We start from the raw sequence: 21,485 nt of genomic DNA, 5'->3' as shown, positions 1-21,485 counted from the left end.
AAATGATCACTTCTAATACAAATGACACGCCACCTGGCGTCCCGGTGAAATCTCCCGCAGCTCCGGGATAACGGAGCGGCATTCGTCCTTCACATACGGACAACGGGTATGGAACGTGCAGCCGGACGGTGGATTTTCCGGATTGGGCACATCGCCGCCCAGGACAATCCGTTCCTTTTGCACATTCGGATCAGGAACCGGAACAGCGGACATCAATGCTTTGGTATATGGATGCAGCGCCTCGGTGAACAGCTCGGCTGTCGGCGCAAGCTCCACCACTTTGCCCAGATACATGACAGCCACACGATCACTGATGAACTTGACGACGGACAGGTCATGAGAGATGAACATATACGTCAGCCCGAATTGTTCCTGCAGATCCTGCATCAGGTTCAGCACCTGTGCCTGAATGGACACATCCAGCGCTGACACGGGCTCGTCACAAACAATGAACTTGGGATTCAAAGCGAGAGCACGGGCAATCCCGATCCTTTGGCGTTGTCCACCCGAGAACTCGTGCGGAAAGCGGTGTGCCTGATAGGGGGATAATCCGACCACTTCCATCAGTTCTTCGATTCGGCTTTTCAACTCGTTTTTTTTCAGATTATGGTGGGTGAGCAGCGGCTCCTCCAGTGTGCGCTGTACCGTCCAGCGCGGATCCAGTGAAGCGTATGGGTCCTGGAACACCATCTGCATATCCGTTCGGAAACGGCGCAGCTCTTCTGGCGGAAGCTTCCGTACATCCTTGCCTTCGAAGAACACCTCGCCATCCGTCGGCTCAATCAGACGCAGGATGGCACGTCCCGTGGTGGATTTTCCGCAGCCAGACTCTCCAACCACGGCGAGCGTTTCCCCGCGCTCCACAGACATCGTTACACCATCGACTGCCTTGACGGCACCAACCTGTTTGGAGAACAGGCCCTTGCGGATAGGATAATGCTTCTTGAGGTTTCTGACTTCCAATATCGCACTCATATAATCCCCTCCTGTTGCAGCAGACAGCGACAGCTATGACTTGGTGCTGTCTCCAGTAATTCGGGCTGTATCGTCTCGCACCGTGCTTCCTTAACCGGGCAACGAGGAGCAAAGCGACAGCCAGACGGCATATGGGCGGGATTCGGTACCTGACCCGGGATGGACTGGAGACGGTCCTGATCCCCAGCAAGCTGTGGCAGCGAAGCCAAAAGACCGCAAGTATATGGATGCTTGGGATCGGCAAAAAGGGTTTTGACATCCGTCTCTTCCACCACTTGTCCTGCATACATCACCATGACGCGATCACACATCTCAGCTACAACACCGAGATCATGAGTGATCATCATAATTGCCATATTCTCCGTCCGCTGGAGATCACGCATCAAGTCCAGAATCTGTGCCTGGATGGTCACATCCAGGGCTGTTGTTGGTTCATCCGCGATGAGCAGCTGCGGGCTGCATACCATCGCCATGGCGATCATCACCCGCTGGCGCATGCCACCTGAGAGCTGGTGCGGGTATTGTTCTGCAATTTTGTCAGGACGGGGAATACCGACTTTGCGAAGCATATCAACCGACCGTGCCCAAGCCTCTTTTTTGCCCAGCTTCAGATGGTATCGTGCCGCTTCCGAGATTTGTTTGCCGATTTTGAATACCGGATTGAGCGAGGTCATCGGCTCCTGAAAAATCATGGCCATTCGGTTACCCCGAATTCGGCGAATTTCTCGCCCGGACAACTTAAGCATGTCTTTCCCCTGGAAACGGACTTCCCCTGACGCCACGCGGCCGATCTTTTTGGGGAGCAGCTGCATGATTGATAACGATGTAATACTTTTCCCGCATCCCGATTCTCCGACAATACCCAGCGTTTCACCCTGCCGTATGGAAAGACTGATCCCGTCCACCGCGCGTATCACGCCTGCATCCGTAATGAACTCTGTCCGCAAATCCGAAACTTCGAGCAGTTCAGTCATGTTGTTCCCCTCCCATACCATTACGTTCTGAACCTTTTGCTTTTTTTCTTCTAAACAGAATTAACGCTTGGACGTCGTGGCTTCTTCGGAAGCCGCACCATTCAAATTCTTCAATGACGTCTCATCTTCCATACCTTCCACGCCCAAATATTTAAGCGCGCTCAGCGCATACACTTTGGCGCACTGGATAATCTGCCATACGGGTGCTTTTTCGTTAAAATTGTGAATCGTGGACAGCTCTGCCGGACCATATTGCAATACCGGAATCTGATGATTACGGAAGTGGCGTGCATCGCTGGATGCCCATTGAAGCACACCGTATGCCTCTTCACCGCTGACTTCGCTGATACTCTCCACCAGTTGGCTAACGATTGGTTCATGCGCTGGAGTCCAGTTTGCGTTGCCCTGGAAGCCAAACGGCTTCAACTCCGATTCTATTCCTGCTTCAAGCAGAAGCGAGCGAGCACGGTCCAATACATCCCGGTAATCCACTCCAAATGGAACGCGAGAGTCTACCTGAACAGTGCAGCGATCCGCTACCACATTCACCTTGGTTCCACCCTGAATCGAACCGATATTCACCGTTACATGGTCGAACACCTGATAGGCCAGACCTGCCTTCTCCCGATCACGCGCATACTCCTGCGAGATGCGGATAATATCCTTCACCTCTTCCGGGATGTCTGGCTTGATGTCCCACAGCCGCTGCAATGCTTCAATGCCTTTAGCTGCCTTCACAATCGCATTATCGCCTACAATGGGTTGAAGACTGCCATGACCCGGTGTTCCTTCCACCGTAAACTCAAACCAGCAGCTCCCCTTTTGTCCAATGGTTGGATGCTGCGGGCTGGACGGCTCTGCAATTACCGCGGCAGTTCCGGTTGCAAGACCACGTTCCAAAACCCACGGAACTCCCAGGTCACCGCCTGTTTCTTCATCAGGAACAATCATCAACGACAGATCTCCGCGCAAAGGCACATTCAACTTTGCCAGAATAACCGTCGCAAAGATTAAGCCGGCAAGTCCGGCTTTCATGTCGGATGCCCCGCGTCCAAGCATATATCCGTCCTTGATTTCACCGCAGAACGGATCAAAATCCCAACGGGAAAGATCCCCGGCTGGCACAACGTCCGTATGACCACAGAAAATCAGATGTTTGTCTGACTTGTCCGCCCCTTCTCCGTTCAACGTGGAGATCAGGTTAAACATGGTTTCCGTTGCCGCGTGTACTTTGGTGTCAATTCCAGCCTGATGCAGATATTCGATAATAAAAGCGCTAATCTCACGCGAATCCCCTGGAGGGTTCTCCGTCGGAAAACGAATCAATTGTGAACAGAGCTCCAGTAATTCATCCTGGCCTGCCTCGATTGCATCAAGTACCTTGCTTTTCCAATCCATCCTATTCAGGCTCCTTTCAATATTGGCTGTATTGTGGTCAGTACGAATCGTCAGAAGACAGGCATGATTGCCTGTCCCCCAAATCGACCGTTCGTTTACTGCTCTTTGCTAAGTGGGTAGAAACGCAGAACCTCATCCGGGTAATACACGTATCCGCTGACCTTGTTATTCATGCCGACAACCCGGTTGTATTCGTATAGATACGCCCATGGCGCTTCTGTCGTAATAATCTCCTGTGCCTTCATGTATAGCTCGTTGCGTTTCGCCTGATCCGGTTCGGCGCCTGCTTCTTCCCACAGTTTGTTAACTTCCGCATTGTTGTAATGAATGTAGTTAGAAGAGCCTTCACCATAGAGCAGGAAACCCAGATGGTATCCGGGATCGTTAACAAAAGAAGTCCATTTGGAAATATAAGAGACTAAATTCCCGTCTTTTTGCTGTTCCAGGAACTGTGCACGAGCAACTTTGTTAATATTCATTTTGACACCGATCTTGGCCAGTTCCGCTTGAATCAGAACCGCATCATACTCCCAATCGTCAAATCCGGAACCGAGTGTAAAGTCAAAGCTGAACCCTTCCGCATAACCTGCTTCTTTCAACAATTCCTTGGCTTTGTCCAGATTGTACTCGTACACATAGCCTGCATCCGTAAAACCTGGTGTGTTGCTCGCTACAGCACTCTTCATCTCTTTGGCCTGACCATACATGACATCGTTGATCAATTGATCATAAGGGATCGCATAGTTGATTGCCTGACGCACTTTTTCATTATCAAACGGTTTCACATTGTTGTTCATGGCGAAGAACAAAATGCGGTTACTCGCATTCGACTTGATGGTCAAATTACTGTTCTCCTGCAAAGCTGCAACATCTTTGGGAGGAATCTCGATCGCCATGTCCACGTCACTCTTGTTCAGCAGCAAAACACGGTTGGAGGCTTCCTTCGTGAATTTCAGCGTGACTTTGCTAAGCTTCGGTGCACCCTGCCAGTAATCTTTGTTGGCCTGGAAGACCGCTTCACTGGCAGGGTCCCATTTTTCAAGCGTGAACGGGCCTGATCCGGCAGCATTTGTTTTCAAATAATCATCACCTTTTTCCTCGACCAGCTTCTGGTCCACAATGGAGAAGGTATACATGGCAATAATCTGGGTGAACATGTGGTTTGCTTTATTCAGTACGATCTCAACGGTGGAGTCGTCCTTGGCGGTCACACTCTTGATGTCGGCCATTCCGTATAGAAAGCTGCCGGAGCTGGACTTCGCCACACGGTCAAAAGAGTACACAACTGCATCCGCATTGACCGGATTTCCACTTTGGAATTTCAGACCGCTTTTGATTTTGAATGTATACGTTGTATTGTCATCAGACACTTCCCAGCTCTCGGCGAGCATCGGCTGAATATCCTCCGTGTTGGCTACATCAGCACCATCCACCGTTTTGACACCATAGGTTACCAATTGGTCATAGGTTGCCAGTACCAATGTATCCGAGGTCAGGTCATTCGCCTCCGCCGGGTCCATCGTGGTTCCACCCTCAGAGTAAGCAACCGTCAGTGTAGGCGCGGGTTTCGTTTCCTCTCCTGAGCCGGATGCCGCAGGCTGCTGGTTGGCATTGCTGGCACAGCCGCCAAGAACAACGGTAAGAGCAATCATTGCAGAAAACCATTTGAGCTTTTTCATTTTTAGTTTCCTCCCCTTTTTGAACCAGTCTTATGATGTGATACTGTAAAACGTTGCAGCTTTTATTAGACAAAGCAAATGTGTGCACCAGTACCTTGGAAAGCAACTTACCCATTTCCTGATCCAAGCGCAGCAGCATTCGTTCATCCTTCTGCCAATGATGGAACCTTGCCTGCCGTTATCTCAGGCATTCCCCGCAAGTCGGTTCCACCATTCAGCTATCTATGAATCGGTTCTTTAGGGACAGGTGATCACCAACCCCTATTTTCCCGAACGCAACCTTGGGTCCAGTACATCACGGAAACCATCTCCGAGCAGGTTAAAGCCAAGAATGGATGTGGCTATAGCCAGTCCAGGGAATGTCACGAGCCACCATTGTCCGGAAATGATATACTCCCGACCTTCAGAAATCATGGCCCCCCATTCGGCTGTAGGCGGTTTGACGCCAAGACCGAGAAAGCTCAAACTGGATGCCGTCAGGATGGCAAAGCCCATACCAAGCGTGGCTTGTACCAACAGCGGTGCCAGAGCATTCGGCAAGATGTGGCGAAACAGAATCACTCTGTCCCTCACTCCAATGGCTCTGCTGGCCTCCACGTACTCCTTTTCGCGTAGGGATACTGTCTGTCCATACATCAATCTGGCAAATTCGGGAATACCCACAATCCCTACAGCAATCATGGCACTTGTCAGTCCGTTGCCGATGGAAGCCGCAATTGCCATGGAGAGTACCAGCGAGGGAAATGCAAGCAATACATCCATCACCCGCATGATGATATTGCCAGTACGTCCGCCGTAGTAAGCAGCAATTCCGCCCAGCGGAACCCCGATGACAAACGAGATGCTTACGGCAATCAAGCCTGTCCAGATGCTGATTCTGGCCCCATACAGAACACGACTCAGAATGTCACGACCATAGTTATCGGTACCAAACCAGTGACCACCTGATGGGGATTCCAGCTTCACAGCCGTATTTGTCACGTACGGATCATAAGGGGCAATCCAGGGAGCAATAGCTGCGATGACAGTCCACATTACGATAAAGGCTAGACCAATAGCAGCGAGCCGATTGCGGAGCAACAGTCTCAGAAAGGTTTTGGGTTTGGGAACAACCGCTGGTGCAGGTTTGGTTCCCATGGAAGTCGGTGCGGCAGTACTCACAGCGGTACTCCTCCTTTCGCGGCGACCCTATTCATAACGGATTCGTGGATCAATCAATCCATAAACCAGATCCACCGCCAGATTTATAAAGCTGAACAGAATGGCACTTACCAGTGTGAATGCCTGAATTGGTGCATAATCGGCAGCCAGAATCGAATCTGTCACATAACCGCCGACGCCGGGCCAGGAAAAGATGGTTTCCGTGATTACCGCACCACCGAGTAATCCGCCAAACTGCAGGCCAAGAACGGTCAACGTGGGAATCAGAGCATTGATCAGGGAGTGTTTGCCGACGACCGCAGTTTCGCTCAAGCCCTTGGCTCGTGCGGTACGTACATAATCCTGTCCGATGACTTCCAGCATGCTGGACCTGGTCATACGCGCCACAATCGCCATTGTCCCTGTGCTCAGGCAGATGGCCGGAAGCAGCAAATGAGCAAGACTGCTTTTGAGTGCAACCATATCTCCGGTCATAAGACTGTCTACCACGTACAATCCGGTGATATGCGTCGGTGAATTGAGGTCTCCGCTGATGCGTCCCATTGGAGCTGGAGCCCAGCCGAGGATGGAATAGAAGATGTAAATAAACAGCAGTCCCAGCCAGAAAATCGGTACACATGCTCCAATCAGTGAGAACACCCTGGAGATGTGGTCGATAAAGGACTCTTTTCGAGTTGCAGCGATAATGCCTACCGGAATCGCAACACAGATGGCTATAATCACACTGGCCAACGTCAGCTCAATGGTTGCCGGAAAGCGAGTAGCGAAGTCACTCAGCACCGTATGACCGGTATGGTAGGCGAATCCCAGATTCCCTTGAAGCAACTGTCCCACGTAACTAAAAAACTGTACAAATAATGGCTTGTCCAATCCCATGTCCATTCGGATTTTGGCAATGACATCATCCGTGGCCTGTTCGCCAGCCATGACAATGGCGGGATCTCCCGGAAGAACGCGGGACAGGATGAAGGTAATCACCACAATGCCGATCAACGCCGGAATCATCTGCAGCAGCCTTCGGAGCGTGTAAGCAAACAATCGATCAACCCCTTTAACTCTGATGTCTCACTTGCTGTTTTACGGTTCTCTGTGGACGGCCCAGTCTTGAAAACTTGTCTGTTTATCCGTCTCTTCTTTGTAATTGTGCTTATTTTACCTAGAATCCGAGCGTCGAACTACGTCCCTTTTAGCTAAAAAGAAGCACAACCGTTTGTCGATTGTGCACTAATGTCTCTTATTAATGTCATGTTAAATTACACCCTAAGACATAGTTCGCTATTTTTCGACCTATATCTACCATATCATCCATTGTTGATTTTGCTGTAGAAGCAAGTATTCGATTGGCAGGACCTACACCTCTTGTTTATCCTGTTTCATGTAGTAGTACACAAGACACAGATGACAGACAAATTGTTCACGCGGGTGATTCAGGTCGAAGCCTGTAATGTCCCGTATTCGCTCCAGTCGGTATTTCACGGAATTCCGGTGAATATAGAGGCGGTTCGCTGTCTCGATCAGGCTCCCCCGACTCTCCAGATAATAAAAAAACGTTCGCAGCAAATCACCGCTGTGTTCATCATCATAAGCACGCAATTTCCCCAGCTTCCGCTCAAACAATGCCGCAAAACCTGGATCATTCGCCGTTTCGCTCAACAAATGATATACCTCTACATCCTCAAACCGGGTTGTACGCCCACCCGACAAACGGGAGGATACCAGCAGTGCATTTCTGGCCTCGCCATAGCTTTGATGCATATTCCAAAGTGGAACCTGAGTGCCTACGCCTGTCCTGAATTGTCCAAGTTTGTTGGCCGGATCTTCGAGCCATAACCCAATGGTATCAGACCAGGATTGAACGTCATCCATCCATACCGCATCCCGGGACTCCGGTGTTGGCAAAAAGAGCACCGCCCTGTTTGTCCGAAACTCAATATGAGGCGCTACCCTCCGTTTTCTTGCCTCCTGACCAAGCAATTCGGTCAATAGGTCTTCATCTGGAGCAGTCTCCCCTTCCATCACGGCTACTTCCCATAAATGCTCCGGATTCATGCCAAGCTTGCGACCTCTCGATTCGACTTCATGTGGCAAAAGAAGAGGCGGTGTCAGCAGCTCGTCAATGAAATTGCCCCGAAGACGCAATTCGGTATCTTCCGCCACCTTGTTTCTCATCAATTCCAGGGATAATACTAATCTGGCTTGCTCAATGCCGACTTGTTCCATTTCATCCAGGGAGTCCTTGTCCACCAGCAGTCGGGCAACCTTCCGCCGATCCAGATTTATCTCCCATACGAGTGGGTCCACAGCTTCTTTCCAGTCATAATCCGGCGGTGAAGACACAATCATCTGACCAGCATTGTCGATAACACCCACAGGTGCCTGAAGTAGCTCGGCCACATTGTCCCCCACCGCCTGAATTCCACTGTTTTCAAGTACCATTGTCATCAGTGTCCGATATACTTCCTCTGACCTGCGGAGAAGTGCGGCCTGTCGATCCAGCACCAATTCCATAACAGGCTGCGTAATATCCATGTAGGGTATTTCCGGAGGAATTTCAATGATGGGCAGACCACAGTCATTACTGGCTTCAACGGCTTCTTTAGGGATTTCTTTGAGAAAACGCGCAGGCTTGATAGCCAAAGCAGCCGCCCCCGCTTCATTAAGCGTATAGATTAGTTCTCCGAGCAAGCCGGGATTATCGCGAATCGAATAGGCTGTCGTCAGCATAAGCATGCCTTCTCGCAACCATCCTTGCAGATCGGGCACCTCCATAATATCCACGAACCGCACAACCCGATCCAATCCTTGGTGTCCACTAATGACTTTGGCCTTGCTGAGTATAGGAATATTCAACAGTTCTTTCAATGTTATACCTGTCGTTTTCAAGCCTATCGACCACCCTGAGCCAGATTTGAAAATCATTCTTGCATACTGTATCTAATTTTTTTGGATAGTTTACCAGACTATCTGATCAAAAAAAACGGGAATTTCTGTGATATCCGTATATTATATATTGATTTCATAAATTATATTAATATTAATGCGTTGTTAGTTGTAGTTAAAAACACAGAAAATAAATTAATCACTTTATCGCTTCATATTAGAAAACAGGACAATTTATCCCCATACTCCTTGCACTCCTGCGCCATGCTATTCCAAGAGCCCCGATAACACCTTATCCAACACAAATAACGCCGATGCAGTTATACACATTGCATCGGCGTCAAAATCAAATTAACCCAAATATAGAATCATCCAATATCCACATCCGGAGTTCCATAGATCAGACATTCAACGCAGACACAGCTGCCCCTAATGAATAGATCGGGTCAAGCGCCCGGATATGCAGTTCTTTTTCCACTTCCAAGGCGAAACCCATCGTTGCAAAACCAGTACACGCAAGAACGATGGACTCGGCGCCCTCCGCCTTCAGTCTTCTGGCGGCTTTCATAGCCGCGATTCGCCCCTGTGCCGTGTTGAGATCCAACGTGGTTACCACACCTTCGGGACCCTCCATCCCGATATAGGCATCACCTAGTATTCCTCTGATCAGGAGAGGCACTTCCTCTAGGATGGTCAATACACCTACACGCGCCGCTGATGTGAGCGCAAGATGTGCAGCACATGATCCAGCGCCATAGACTGGGATGTGAACAGCGGCACGCATTTCCGCAAGAGCCGGATCGGCTGCACAACTGATACCGATAGAGGTACAGCCTTCCTGTTCCAGTTTTCGTGCCAGATCCACAATTTTGGGAATCGATTCAAGCTCTGTGGCCTGATCATATACCCCCAGCGGTTGATCGGGAATGCAGCGACTCCGAACCTGAATGCCATAACGTCCTTCAATCAATGCCCCGTGTCTGTGGATATCTTCTTCATGATGAAGCGTAATCACTCTGATAAGACCCAACATCGGCATTCCTCCCCAGGCTGTGGATATCTTGTGCATATGTTACCCACAAACTGTTGATAGTTACCCCCAGTTATGTGGATATCTCTTTATATATTGTGAATATGTTGTGTATTTGTCGCTAAAACTACCGCGTAATTTACGCATTGGTCCCCACTGTGGATATGTTGTGCATACGCTCTCATTCACTTTTTTTGATCCACAAGGTTATCCCTTGAATATTCTGCTCTATTATTGATCGAGCAGTTCTCCCTGACGCATAATCAACACATCATCAATGTACACATCCGGCTTCTGCACAACGGCATCAATATGAACACCTGCTGCAACTGTGCCACCAAAGGTATTATTACTTCCAAAAGCAACATGAATCGTACCGTAGACTTTCTCGTCCTCCAGGACAACACCTGTAATTCGAGCCTTGTCATTGGTGCCAATGCCGAATTCGCCAAGAATTCGACCATCACCTTCGCCCAGCATAGATAACAGCTTATCTCCTTCAGCGCCAGTTGCCGTAACAAGGCGGCCCTCTCTAACCGTCAATAGAACAGGCTCACTGATCGCACCTATTCCTGCAATTGAGCCATCCACCAGGATTTCCCCCTCTCCAATACCTTCAACGGGGGCGATGTAAGCTTCACCGGAAGGCAAATTGCCGGACTCACCCGGATTGAGGTAAATCCCTGTGCTTGGCACACCATTGCGCCCCTGAATTGAGAACGACAGCTGGTATCCATCTTTCTCGATGCGGACACTTCTCCCTGCACTCAGCATGGCTGTAACCTTATCTGTCAAAGCCTTCACTTTGGGATATTCTGCGGTAATGGCACCGTTCATGAACATATCATCCGTCATGCCCGGCATCGTGGCTACCCGGGTTCCAGCAGCTGCGGCCTGTTTACGAGCCTGCGTATGGGTTAGTGAATAACGGGTTACGCATACCGCGACATCTGCACGCTTCATCGCTTCGGAAATCGGTGCAGGCGGCTCTTCACCGGATTTGCTCCGTTCCTTCATCACCATAAGCACCGCATCTGCTCCCAATGCCTTGCCTGCCTCATATATGGATTCGGCCAGTTCTCTCTTGGCATCATCCGCTATGACAGCCAGTGTCTCACCACTGCGAAGCCCAAGGCATTCCACCAAAACATTTTTACTGACATCAATTCGTTGCTGATTCATTTGTTCGTCTCCTCCTGTGTCAGACCATTTCCGCTACTAGCTTACCCATTAGAGCATTCGACAAAATGACAGGGATTCCTGCGCTGGCATTGGCAACCCATTGACGGTGGCGCTCATCATACCCCATGCAATCCAGTAAAATGAGTTCAACACGCCCCTTTAATGATTCCGTCGCCTGCCGGAACTCAGCCTCGCCGGATGTATAGGGAGAAGCAGCGGCAAACGCGGGCTGAACCAGGGAGGAAAACTTCAAATCAAGCTGTCCCGCTTGCTCTGGCAATGGTCCGATAAGCCCCAGACGGCGGCCATCGGCCATCGCCTGTACGGCTGGAGGAATAATGCGATCAGGCTCAATGAGGTGCACCTTGGCTGAACGCAGACCCGGAAATGAACCTGTGCACAGCAGCAGAATATTAGGGACACCCATGGCTTCGAGTTCACGAATCTTTTGATTCAGCATCGGTCTGATTTTTTCACGGGATACGATAGCCGCACTGCCATCCTGCAGACGGGAAGTCAACACATATTCACCTGGTTCCGGGGCCAGCGCAGCGATCTGAGTTGCTGAAAGTCCGTCCAGCACCCCGACTTGAATGAGTTCCGCCCGCCCCTCCAGGTACCTTTCTATGACAGGCGCAACATCGGTTCGCGGAGCTTGTCCAATCGTAATCATGCCAAGCTGCTTGATCATCTTATAGCCTCCTACATATCAGATCGACTGTAGATGCCACGTATGTCCACAGCAGTGTTTCCACCTGCCGTTTCAACCGTGACCTTCTCGAATAAAACTATGCAGAAGGAGTTGCCTGCATCCCCGGGGTCTGAAGCACCTTCATTGATCCATACAGACGAGTAATCAGGTTATATTCCTCCACATTGTAGAAAGAACAAGTGCCATTCGTGAATTCCTTGGCTGTCTCCACGACCAAACGAACTGCGCTTGCAATATCAACCTCATGGCTCGCTCCTGTGCCGCATCCCGGAACTGCGGATTGAGCAGTTACAGCTACGCCTACAACAGGTGCATGTGTAGCCACAGCTGGCTGTAGAATGGAATTGATATGGTATAAGTCATTGCCATACGGCGTAATATCCTGCGTCGTAATCGGGAAAGTCACAGGCAGCTGCCCTGTGGTCATCTCCATGATTCGGAGCAAATCATCGCTCACCCGTAAAATATATCCCTCTTTCACCGTTGGCGAAATGGCGATGCCTTTATGGTTAATCACCCGATTTCCTTTGGTTGTATCGATGGACAAGATAGCTTCCATCTCAGGCAGAACCTCATGTTCGTTCATCTGCAAAATGTCGACCGGCGAGTCCATAAAATCAACCGGTTCATGCGGAAGAGTCGGGGCATCCGGACAGATATGCGTAGTCACAATGACATCACCTTTGAGCGAATCACCCTTGGTCTGCATATCGGCGAGTTTCAGTCCTGCTGCGACAGCAGCTACGGCGCCGTCGGCATCCGAGACGAGTCCGATGCGTGTTGGACGGGCACCAATTCCACCCAATCGTCCGACAATCCCCATGGTCGGGGCCTGTCCTCCCGACAACTTGCCGTCCGTACCAGGGATGATGATTTTAACAAAATCCGTACTTCCCTTTTCCCCTTGTACGGTCAGCACTTCAACGGAAACCTGTGGATATTGAACAAATAGTTGCTTTACACTTTCACCATTTACATAAGCGCTGTCCAGCGCGTCCAGTGCCAATAACGTTTTTTGAAGTGGCATCGTACACATCCTCCTCTTAGCTGTTGATCTTGAAATCAAGTCTATCGCAGTTCAGAAGAGGGTCACAATGTATTGCCTTGCCAAAATGAGCATCGTTTTATTGTGCGACAAGTATAAATGGCAGTGAAAATAACGCTTTCATTCAGTTTATCTAACTGCATGTGTAATATAATTTAACATTTTATTATCGAGCGACCTTAGTATTCTGTAATTTTGGGAATGCACACTTCGTTTCTTCGCTTACCTTCTCTTCATTTGCCATTTCACAAGCAGTGAGGCTGTTTCCTCCGCCTGAAATAGGGGGAAATGGTGCCCATAGGGAAGTTCCACATGTTGAACGGATGAATGGATATTTTCGGGGCGCGAGTATCCCTTATCGTTTGTCCCCCAAACCATGAGTGTGCGCTGCGCATCTGCACTTGTCTGCGACACTTTATCGTTTGAATGAGACTGTATCCAGTGGAGCAAATCAGCATTCGCTCCTGCGATGCGGGGAGACTTCAAACCAGAAGAGGCTCTTCTTGTATAGCCTTCAAGCAGGGTTGGATTGATATCCGAAGCATCTGCTCTTTTTAACTGTCCAGCCACTTGCTGTGGAGTCATCCAAGATAACAGTCCTTGCAGCATTCTTCTCGGGAACCTTGATATCAGGCGCTGCATTCCGTCCGTCGAAGCTCTCCATACGGGTTGCAGCATGGCAAGCTGGATATTTTCACGTCCACTCTCCTGTATGACCACCGCGGCTATTGCTGCCCCAACGGAATGTCCTACCAGTTTGACCGGACCTTGTACCTCATCCAGTACACTGCGTACCGCCTCGACCTGCCCTTTGAAGGCCTCCCCTCTTGCCTTGTTCCGATGAACCGGAGAACGCCCAAATCCGGCAAGATCCACAAGCCATATCGGGTTTCCCGTCATACTCCATAACGCATCTCCCAGCGGGATCATATCGTCAGCACTGCTCATCAAACCATGAGCAATCACCCATGGCTCCCCCTGACCCTCATGGACCAGCACCGCAAGAGTGCCCTTACGTGTCCGAGTCCAACCTTGAGGCAAATCCTCCTGTGAAGGATAGCTGAAACGATAATCCAAATCGGCTGTCACGTAAGGCAATAGCTCGCTAACTTCAGGCAACTTTTGTCCCATTCGGTGAAATAACCGCTCCGTTTGCTGCACTTCAAACTCCTGTTTGGTAATAAACGCGATTGATTCGGGCGGTATTCCGCTGATCTTTGTGCCACCAGCCTTCATGGCTGCATGGATCATGGGCAGAGGCACTGACCATCGGGGTGCTGATACATCCAACTCTGCGGCCAGCAACAGAATCAGTTCCTTCATATCCGGACTGTCCGCTTTTCTGGACAACAAGGGATATGTGCCGCCAGACGGATTGCTGTCCTGAGTCAGAAAAACGAGGGTCTTGGCAACCACATCATTGGATACGAGGGGCAGCCAGTGCTGTCGACCACCAGGAATCACCGGCATTCTGCGCCTTCTCATCGCCTGTATCATCATGCCAATTCCGCCCGTTTGTTCGGTCGCACCTGTGGGATATGGACCCACGATTGTACTCGGGTTTACAACAGATAAGACATACGAGTGCTGTTCAGCGTGCTGTCGAATATATCGGTCCGCTTCGAATTTCATATGTTCATAAGCACTTTCCGAATGGAACACTTTGCTAATCAATCACTTTTGCCTGCTCGACTTATCCCCAACATCTTCATTGGTTGAAGATACGGAGGGAGAATCTTCCCTTCCGTACGGACTCATAAAACCAACTACGTGGATAAGATGCCTCAACCCGTGTGTTCGTCGGATTTCTTCGGCCAGTTCGGCAATGCCTCTTGCTCCATTCATAAAGATCTGTTCTGCCACCTTCGGTTGCAATGTGACATCCATCGTTCCACCTGCATGAATTATGATATTGGCCTGAAGAGCACGTTCACGATTTAGCTTTGGTTAGACCGAGGCCAGGAGCTGACAGATCCCCCTGAATACAGGTTATTCGGCTGAAATCCGTTACTCCGTATGCATTCAGAACCATCCTCGCTTTGGATTCAGAGCGTACAAGCAGTAATAACTGCGCCTCACTGTCCCCAAGTTGTTTTACTGCCTCCTTGCCTATAAATCCTGTACTGCCCGTCATCAAAATAGTGGTTGATTCAGTCGCCATGTTGTTCTTAGCTGGATTGGGGTCAATCTTAAGTTCTGCGTTTAATAATGATGAAGTATGTACACTCATTTCTAATCTCTCTCCCTTTTTAGCGCCATTTATTTTAGTACTATATAGTACTAGTTATATTCAAAAAAAGAGCTTCGTTTACCGAAGCATCTGACAAAATGTACGTGCTGATTGTTCAATAATCCCTATATCACGCGCAGTCTCCGCGAGTACAAGTGAACCCTCGAATGCAGCGATAAATAATGCAGCCGCGGGTCCCGGCTCAATCCCTCTACGAAATTCGCCACGATCCACCCCTTGCTGCAACAGCTTTTCCATCATCGGCTGCAGCTCACGGAAGAAACGGGCTATGCTTTCTTTCACTTCGGGTGCGCTGGCTGGTGTCTGCATATACAATGTAATAAACGGACAACTTCCTTTATAATCGCGCCCTTCCATGCCTGCGGACAGTAACGCCATGAACGAATAGATCCGTTCTGTGACCTCTCGTTCACGCTGACTGAGCAGTAGGTAGAGCTCCGATTCATACTGGGCAATCCAGTATTGCACTACGGCCTGGAGCAATTCCTCCTTGTTTTTGAAATGGTAATAGATATTCGATTTGGATACCCCGCTTGCCCGCACGACCTCATCCATGCTGACATAGCTGTAACCCTGACGCAAAAATAACTGAGCAGCCACTTCGACTGCCTTGGTCCGATTAACCGGATTGGAACTTTTGGATTTCACAGAACCCGAGATCGATTTTTGATTTGTCATATATAGAACTATAAAGTACTAATTAAACAAACACAAGTTCTCTTGTTAACAAAAGGTGCTCTTTGCCCAAAATTCCTTGGACTTGTCCACATTTAGAACGTTGTACACACAGGATATCCACATATAGTATTAACTCTGTGTTAAATATGTCATTGGGCATCTAAATATGATGGGGTTATCCACATTTCAAGAGCAGGTTCGCATGCTATTCATCCGATCTGCGATAGCGGAGTCCCAAAACTAAAAAATAGGCCAACCAGAATTGTATTCTGGTTGGCCTATTTGAATTGACTACTCATCCAAATCATGTGCGAATGGCTCCATTAGCCTGTGGATACTAGTATGTGGATAACCATTCAAGGTTGGGACAGCACTATTTTACTTACGGATAGCTAATCCGAGTTGGTTATTTTTTCAGGCTATCCCAGTTTTGCTGCAAGGCGTCAAGCAGGGCTTTTTTGTCCGATTTACCTGCCACATATGCCTGAATCGTGCTACCGAATTCTTGTGGAACACCCTCAGGGAAACGGTTGAAGTTCCAGCTTAATGTTTTGTTCTCTTGGCTGTACTTCATAATATCGGTTGCGAGGTCACCCAGATCCTCTTCGGATGCCTGAATGGAACTGAACGCCGGGATAAACTTGAATTCTTTGGTCATATACTGTTTCCCGATGTCGGATGTCACGAGCCATTCCAGAAACTCTTTCGCTTCCGGTTTCACTTGCGAATTCTTGTTCACAACCCAGTAGTTCGGTACGCCAACAAACAATTTGTCGTTCGGTTCATTCGTAATTGGCATCGGCAGAATGCCGAGATTCAGATTAGGATCGATGCCATCAATTTGTACCTGCGTCCAGTTCCCTTGCTGCATCATCGCTGCTTCTCCAGTGGCAAACAGGGTTACCTGTGTGTTGTAGTCGGTTGTGAGCGGGTTTTTGTTGCTGTATTTCAGCGTCAAGTCGAGCAAGTTCATCCAGTCCGTGAACACCTGATTGCCAGGGATTTTCTCCGTACTTTCGTTAAGACCTTGAATAAATTTCACCGGATCTGCCTGATTCGCAAATGCCACGTTTACGTTATGATTGCCGAGTACCCACCATTCCTGATATCCATTGGAGAACGGGGTAATTCCTGCGGCTTGAAGCTTCTGTGCAGCCTGATCCAATTGTTCCAGTGTGGTTGGAATTTCAGTGATGCCTGCTTTTTGGAAGAGGTCTTTGTTATAAATGAAGCCATAGCCTTCCAGTGCCAGCGGCTGTCCATACAGTTTGCCGTCTTTGGTCATCGGCTCTTTGGCAACATCAAGCACATCTTTTACCCATGCTTCACCTGACAGATCTTCCAGGTATTCGAGCCATGTATCCAGTTCACGATAACCACCAACGTTGAATATATCCGGTTGTTCGCCAGCAGCGAACTTGGCTTTCAATGCAGCGCCGTAGTCACTACCGCCACCAACGGTCTGAATGTCCAACTTGATGCCTGGATGGGAAGACTCATATTCCGCTTTGAGACGGTTAAGCGCTTCCGCAATTTCGACTTTGAATTGAAAGATTTTAATGGTTTTGTCTCCGGCAGCGGCACCCCCGCCCTCTTGGGCGTCTGTTTTGACAGGACTTCCACTCTTATCTCCGTTGCCACAACCCGCAAGCATTACGGAAAAAGCAATTAGCATAAGCAACGTCAACTTGGTCATTCTTTTCATACATACACTCTCCCTATAGTAGTTTCAGTATAACAGCTTCCTTGCATTCATCATTCAGGCCACCGAGGAGCAACAGCGACCGAAAGCGCACATGATCCCGGAACCGCACCACCCCTCGAACTTACCCTTTAACTGATCCAGCGGTAATCCCCTGAATGATGTATTTCTGCATCAGCAGGAAGAAGATGATAATGGGCATGATGCCAAGCACCAGTGCAGGCAGGGCAAGATCCCATTGCTTCGTATATTGTCCGAAGAGCGCAAAGGTCGCAATCGGAATTGTACGCAAATTGGAGCTTTGCAGAATCAGGGATGGCAACAGATAGTCATTCCAGATCCAGAGTGTATTCAGGATGATGACGGTAACATACATCGGCTTCATGAGCGGGAATACAATCCGGAAGAACACGCCGTAGGCGGAGCTTCCATCCACCCGAGCTGCCTCTTCAATTTCGAGCGGAACCGATTTGACGAATCCGTGGAACAGGAAGATGGACATCGGTGCGCCAAAACCAAGATAACAGATGATGAGTCCAAAGAGACTGTCGATCAGTCCAAGATTACTGGTTACGGTAACGAGTGGAATCATGATAGACTGAAACGGAATCACCATAGCGGCAATAAACATGCCGAACAAAATCCGGTTGAAGCGGGTATCGCTGCGTACCATTCGGTAGGCGGCCATGGAGCTGATCAACACGAGCAGCAGATTGCTGACCACGGTGACGATGAGCGAGTTCATCAGCGCTGACGGGAATTTAATTTTATCCCAGGCGTTCGCATAGTTGCCCCATTGGAACACCTCCGGCCATGCGGCCGAATTGGTAAGCAGGTCACCGAATGTTTTGACTGAATTGACAAACAGGAAGTAAAACGGAACCAGGAACAATAATCCAATGAGCACCATAACAATCTCGGTTACAATGGTACTGAAGCGGTAATTTTTTGACGTTTCCATCTATGCCTCCACCTCCTTGCTCTTCGTCACACGCACCTGAATCATGGTGATAATGGCAACGATTACGAAGAACACAAGTGCTTTGGCTGTACCGATGCCGTACCGATTATTCACAAAAGCTTCATTGTAAATATTCAGAGCTACTGATTCTGTTGATCCAAACGGTCCGCCTTTGGTCAGGGACAGATTGAGATCGAACATTTTGAATGACCAGGAGATTGCAAGGAACAGACAGATTGTGACTCCCGGCATAATGAGCGGGAAAATAATGCTGCGCAGTACCTGCCAGCGGCTGGCACCATCAATTTCGGCAGCTTCCAGCAGATCGGGTGATACGTTGGTCAAGGATGAGATGTAGATAACCATCAGATATCCTGCGGTCTGCCAGACAAATACAATGACGATACCCCAGAAGGCGGTCGGCTCGTCTCCCAACCAAGGGAGGTTGAAGAAGGACCATCCGGTTACGTCGCCTACTGCTGAAAACCCTTTCACAAATATGAACTGCCAGATAAAGCCGAGCAACAATCCACCGATCACGTTAGGCATAAAAAAGATCGTGCGCAGAAAATTTCTCGTCTTGAGCGGTTTGGTCAGGAAATACGCCAGGAAAAAACCGATAACATTGGTCAAAATTACACCAACCACGGTGAAGCGCACCGTAAACCAAAACGCAGATAGAAACTTGGGATCATTCGCAAAAATTTGCTTGAAATTGTCGAACCCTACCCAATGAATGTTCGCCGACACCCCGTTCCAGTCGCTAAAGGAATACACCATGCCAAGCAGGAAAGGGACCACGATAATGAGAATAAAAAAGACGATGGAGGGACCCACGAACACAAGCTGCTGTAACAGCTGTGAAGATTTGCGATGCTTCATATCGTTCTCCCCTTCTATAGATGGATGAAATTGGTCTCTTGTTCTATTAAACCCCAATCTCGCACTGGGAAACACCGACCCTGGTGAACAGTTGGGTGTAAAATATTGTCCTTTCTTAACCTGCGACCAGAAGGGGTGTCACGATGTCAAAATACTACAGTATTCGCACCAAGCTAATCGCTTTTATGCTTATTGCCACAACGATTCCGCTACTGGCATCCATCAGCATGACGTTTATCCAGACGAAGACCGCCCTGCGCGAACAGGCCGTCGCAGAGAATAAACGCCTGATCTTTCAGGCGTCTACCAATCTCAACAATTACGTGGATAACGTGGCAAGAGCTTCGCTTGCTGTGTACAATGATCCGAATTTCCTGCGGAATCTGGCGAAAATCCCCGGCGACTATCGCGCAGTTGCTGAGGTATACACCACCCTGCAGACGATACGCTCGGCTGTGCCCGATGTATTCCAGCTGTATCTGCACTCCTTTGCTGCCAATCAATCGACATTAATTGCGAACCCTTTCCCGAAGCGGGAAGAGCGCAAACAGGCCTACTCCGACTCGCTTCATGGAAAATCGAACGCTAAAAGCCCGGATATCTGGGTCGAATCGGCGCACCTTAGCCATTCCTACGGCTTTAAGGCAGCGTCAGCGGATGATCCTCCAAGAACAGTGATTACCCTTCACCGTGTGATCAAGGATGTACCTTCGACAGAACGATTGGGCGTGCTCGCCATTGATTTGAATATGGATACCATTGCCGAAATATGCAGCAGACTGTATGATCCGGCAAAGGAACAGATCTATGTCATCGACAATCACAACCAGATCATTTTCGAAGGAAAGTCGGAAGTCAGCGGAACGGATGCATTAAGACAGGAAGCAGCGACTGAGCTGAATTCAGCACGTTCCGGTGCAGGGACAGTACAGACCGCTTCAGGGCATTTCGAACAAGATCATTCGATGTATGTGTACCAGCAATTAGGCAGCCAATTTGCAGACTGGACCATTGTTAAACAGATTCCGAATGAAACGCTGTACGCGAGTGCCACCTCTTTAACATGGAATAATGCCATGATCGCTATTGCTGCGCTGTTATTAGTCATTGTGGCAACCCTGTTCATCTCGATCCGGATCACCGGACCGCTCAAGCAATTAATGCGTTATATGAACCAGATTCAGGCGGGACGCCTGCATGTGGATATCCGATTAACGAGTCGGGATGAGATCGGTGTGCTGGCCCGTCATTTCCGGGATATGATGGATACGGTGAACAATTTGATTTTGCGGGAATATCGCCTTGAAATTGCGAATAAAACGAATCAGCTTAAAGCGCTGCAAGCCCAGATTCATCCACATTTTCTGTATAATACATTGCAATCTATTGGTACACTGGCGCTTCAACAGCAAGGACAACGGGTGTATGTGCTGCTCTCTTCCCTATCCAAAATGCTGCGCTACAGTATGCGTGACCAGACCCGGGTCACTTTGCACGAAGAAGCCGAGCATGCACGGCTGTATCTGGAACTGCAAAAAGAGCGGTTCGGTGACCGCTTAGAGGTTGATCTGGATTTTGCGGAAGATACCTTGCGCGCCGAAATGCCGAGAATGACCTTGCAGCCTTTAATTGAGAATTACTTCAAGCATGGGGCCGATGTTCAGCCTGGCAAAGGCAGGATACGCATATCCAGTCATCGAACGCCTGACGATTGGATTCAGATTCGGCTGGAAAATAACGGACCGTGCATTCCAGAAGAAAAGTTGTCCGAAATTCAGCGTTGGTTAAGTCCGGCATCCATATCTTCCGATTCCTCTCAGGAACCGGACGAGACCGAGTCGATTGGATTGCGTAACGTGATGCGCAGGCTCCAACTGAACTCACCTCCGGGATACAATGCGACGCTTACGATCGGTAATCTGGAACCGAATGGCGTGCAGATCATAGTCAAAATATACGCGGGAGAGTGAACAAC

18 protein-coding genes and 1 pseudogene are annotated in these 21,485 nt (G+C 49.2%); 1 reads left to right on the top strand and 18 read right to left on the bottom strand.

All coding sequences use genetic code 11. From position 1 onward, the window contains the following. Positions 1-12 precede the first annotated feature (12 nt). The 18 genes and pseudogenes from AC3ITG_RS02805 to AC3ITG_RS02720 all read right to left on the bottom strand — a co-directional run bounded on the left by AC3ITG_RS02805 (position 13) and on the right by AC3ITG_RS02720 (position 19,510). The gene (locus tag AC3ITG_RS02805) at positions 13-975 is read right to left on the bottom strand and encodes an ABC transporter ATP-binding protein (RefSeq protein ID WP_489252730.1); all 963 of its coding nucleotides are present in this window, start codon (positions 973-975) and stop codon (positions 13-15) included. Beyond that, positions 972-1,949 carry an ABC transporter ATP-binding protein gene (locus AC3ITG_RS02800; RefSeq protein WP_489252729.1) on the bottom strand — a complete coding sequence of 326 codons (978 nt, stop codon included), beginning with the start codon at positions 1,947-1,949 and terminating at the stop codon, positions 972-974. Before AC3ITG_RS02800 ends, AC3ITG_RS02805 begins: the two co-directional genes overlap by 4 nt. Before the next feature lie 60 nt (positions 1,950-2,009). After that, positions 2,010-3,347 (bottom strand): M20 family metallopeptidase, encoded by a 1,338-nt coding sequence (locus AC3ITG_RS02795; protein ID WP_489252728.1) that lies wholly within the window; start codon positions 3,345-3,347, stop codon positions 2,010-2,012. Between the two features lie 95 nt (positions 3,348-3,442). After that, positions 3,443-5,026, bottom strand: a complete 1,584-nt coding sequence (locus tag AC3ITG_RS02790; RefSeq protein WP_413374929.1) for an ABC transporter substrate-binding protein — start codon at positions 5,024-5,026, stop codon at positions 3,443-3,445. 261 nt (positions 5,027-5,287) lie between these two features. Further along, entirely contained in the window at positions 5,288-6,163 is an 876-nt protein-coding gene (locus AC3ITG_RS02785; protein ID WP_063568004.1) for an ABC transporter permease, read from the bottom strand. A 51-nt stretch (positions 6,164-6,214) separates the two neighbouring features. Continuing rightward, a complete protein-coding gene (locus AC3ITG_RS02780; protein ID WP_489252727.1) occupies positions 6,215-7,225 on the bottom strand; it encodes an ABC transporter permease in 1,011 nt (336 codons plus the stop codon). Positions 7,226-7,537: 312 nt separating this feature from the next. Next, the gene (locus AC3ITG_RS02775; RefSeq protein WP_489252726.1) at positions 7,538-9,070 is read right to left on the bottom strand and encodes a PucR family transcriptional regulator; all 1,533 of its coding nucleotides are present in this window, start codon (positions 9,068-9,070) and stop codon (positions 7,538-7,540) included. 397 nt (positions 9,071-9,467) lie between these two features. Next, complete coding sequence (locus AC3ITG_RS02770; RefSeq protein WP_489252725.1) at positions 9,468-10,100, bottom strand: aspartate/glutamate racemase family protein; 633 nt, start codon at positions 10,098-10,100, stop codon at positions 9,468-9,470. Positions 10,101-10,328: 228 nt separating this feature from the next. Then, a complete protein-coding gene (locus AC3ITG_RS02765; protein ID WP_489252724.1) occupies positions 10,329-11,279 on the bottom strand; it encodes an aminopeptidase in 951 nt (316 codons plus the stop codon). A 19-nt stretch (positions 11,280-11,298) separates the two neighbouring features. Then, positions 11,299-11,970 carry an AroM family protein gene (locus tag AC3ITG_RS02760; RefSeq protein ID WP_413374921.1) on the bottom strand — a complete coding sequence of 224 codons (672 nt, stop codon included), beginning with the start codon at positions 11,968-11,970 and terminating at the stop codon, positions 11,299-11,301. A gap of 97 nt (positions 11,971-12,067) precedes the next feature. Beyond that, positions 12,068-13,018, bottom strand: a complete 951-nt coding sequence (locus AC3ITG_RS02755; protein ID WP_413374919.1) for a DUF1177 domain-containing protein — start codon at positions 13,016-13,018, stop codon at positions 12,068-12,070. A gap of 240 nt (positions 13,019-13,258) precedes the next feature. Then, a complete protein-coding gene (locus tag AC3ITG_RS02750; RefSeq protein ID WP_489252723.1) occupies positions 13,259-14,710 on the bottom strand; it encodes an alpha/beta fold hydrolase in 1,452 nt (483 codons plus the stop codon). Then, positions 14,711-14,956: pseudogene (locus AC3ITG_RS02745) on the bottom strand (SDR family oxidoreductase); the annotation flags it as partial. It abuts the gene before it with no gap. Between the two features lie 10 nt (positions 14,957-14,966). Beyond that, the gene (locus AC3ITG_RS02740) at positions 14,967-15,266 is read right to left on the bottom strand and encodes an SDR family oxidoreductase (RefSeq protein WP_489252722.1); all 300 of its coding nucleotides are present in this window, start codon (positions 15,264-15,266) and stop codon (positions 14,967-14,969) included. A gap of 78 nt (positions 15,267-15,344) precedes the next feature. Next, on the bottom strand, positions 15,345-15,965 hold the full coding sequence (locus tag AC3ITG_RS02735; protein ID WP_489252721.1) for a TetR/AcrR family transcriptional regulator: 621 nt from the start codon (positions 15,963-15,965) through the stop codon (positions 15,345-15,347). Positions 15,966-16,371: 406 nt separating this feature from the next. Then, the gene (locus tag AC3ITG_RS02730; protein ID WP_489252720.1) at positions 16,372-17,670 is read right to left on the bottom strand and encodes an ABC transporter substrate-binding protein; all 1,299 of its coding nucleotides are present in this window, start codon (positions 17,668-17,670) and stop codon (positions 16,372-16,374) included. A gap of 121 nt (positions 17,671-17,791) precedes the next feature. Beyond that, the gene (locus AC3ITG_RS02725) at positions 17,792-18,628 is read right to left on the bottom strand and encodes a carbohydrate ABC transporter permease (RefSeq protein WP_379445105.1); all 837 of its coding nucleotides are present in this window, start codon (positions 18,626-18,628) and stop codon (positions 17,792-17,794) included. Beyond that, positions 18,629-19,510, bottom strand: a complete 882-nt coding sequence (locus AC3ITG_RS02720) for a carbohydrate ABC transporter permease (RefSeq protein ID WP_489252719.1) — start codon at positions 19,508-19,510, stop codon at positions 18,629-18,631. 143 nt (positions 19,511-19,653) lie between these two features. On the opposite strand from AC3ITG_RS02720, the gene AC3ITG_RS02715 reads away from it, so the two are divergent. Continuing rightward, the gene (locus AC3ITG_RS02715) at positions 19,654-21,480 is read left to right on the top strand and encodes a histidine kinase (protein WP_489252718.1); all 1,827 of its coding nucleotides are present in this window, start codon (positions 19,654-19,656) and stop codon (positions 21,478-21,480) included. The last annotated feature ends 5 nt before the right edge of the window (positions 21,481-21,485 follow it).

This window comes from Paenibacillus sp. GL_099_B (assembly GCF_057835695.1).
This window is presented reverse-complemented; position numbering and strand designations above follow the sequence as displayed.

Bases quoted from the DNA above. Each gene is read 5' to 3' on its own strand.
- AC3ITG_RS02720 (WP_489252719.1), bottom strand. From the start codon at position 19,510: ATGAAGCATCGCAAATCTTCACAGCTGTTACAGCAGCTTGTGTTCGTG.
- AC3ITG_RS02785 (WP_063568004.1), bottom strand. From the start codon at position 6,163: ATGGGAACCAAACCTGCACCAGCGGTTGTTCCCAAACCCAAAACCTTT.
- AC3ITG_RS02770 (WP_489252725.1), bottom strand. From the start codon at position 10,100: ATGTTGGGTCTTATCAGAGTGATTACGCTTCATCATGAAGAAGATATC.
- AC3ITG_RS02790 (WP_413374929.1), bottom strand. From the start codon at position 5,026: ATGAAAAAGCTCAAATGGTTTTCTGCAATGATTGCTCTTACCGTTGTT.
- AC3ITG_RS02805 (WP_489252730.1), bottom strand. From the start codon at position 975: ATGAGTGCGATATTGGAAGTCAGAAACCTCAAGAAGCATTATCCTATC.
- AC3ITG_RS02765 (WP_489252724.1), bottom strand. From the start codon at position 11,279: ATGAATCAGCAACGAATTGATGTCAGTAAAAATGTTTTGGTGGAATGC.
- AC3ITG_RS02715 (WP_489252718.1), top strand. From the start codon at position 19,654: ATGTCAAAATACTACAGTATTCGCACCAAGCTAATCGCTTTTATGCTT.
- AC3ITG_RS02800 (WP_489252729.1), bottom strand. From the start codon at position 1,949: ATGACTGAACTGCTCGAAGTTTCGGATTTGCGGACAGAGTTCATTACG.
- AC3ITG_RS02730 (WP_489252720.1), bottom strand. From the start codon at position 17,670: ATGAAAAGAATGACCAAGTTGACGTTGCTTATGCTAATTGCTTTTTCC.
- AC3ITG_RS02755 (WP_413374919.1), bottom strand. From the start codon at position 13,018: ATGCCACTTCAAAAAACGTTATTGGCACTGGACGCGCTGGACAGCGCT.
- AC3ITG_RS02735 (WP_489252721.1), bottom strand. From the start codon at position 15,965: ATGACAAATCAAAAATCGATCTCGGGTTCTGTGAAATCCAAAAGTTCC.
- AC3ITG_RS02795 (WP_489252728.1), bottom strand. From the start codon at position 3,347: ATGGATTGGAAAAGCAAGGTACTTGATGCAATCGAGGCAGGCCAGGAT.
- AC3ITG_RS02725 (WP_379445105.1), bottom strand. From the start codon at position 18,628: ATGGAAACGTCAAAAAATTACCGCTTCAGTACCATTGTAACCGAGATT.
- AC3ITG_RS02740 (WP_489252722.1), bottom strand. From the start codon at position 15,266: ATGAGTGTACATACTTCATCATTATTAAACGCAGAACTTAAGATTGAC.
- AC3ITG_RS02760 (WP_413374921.1), bottom strand. From the start codon at position 11,970: ATGATCAAGCAGCTTGGCATGATTACGATTGGACAAGCTCCGCGAACC.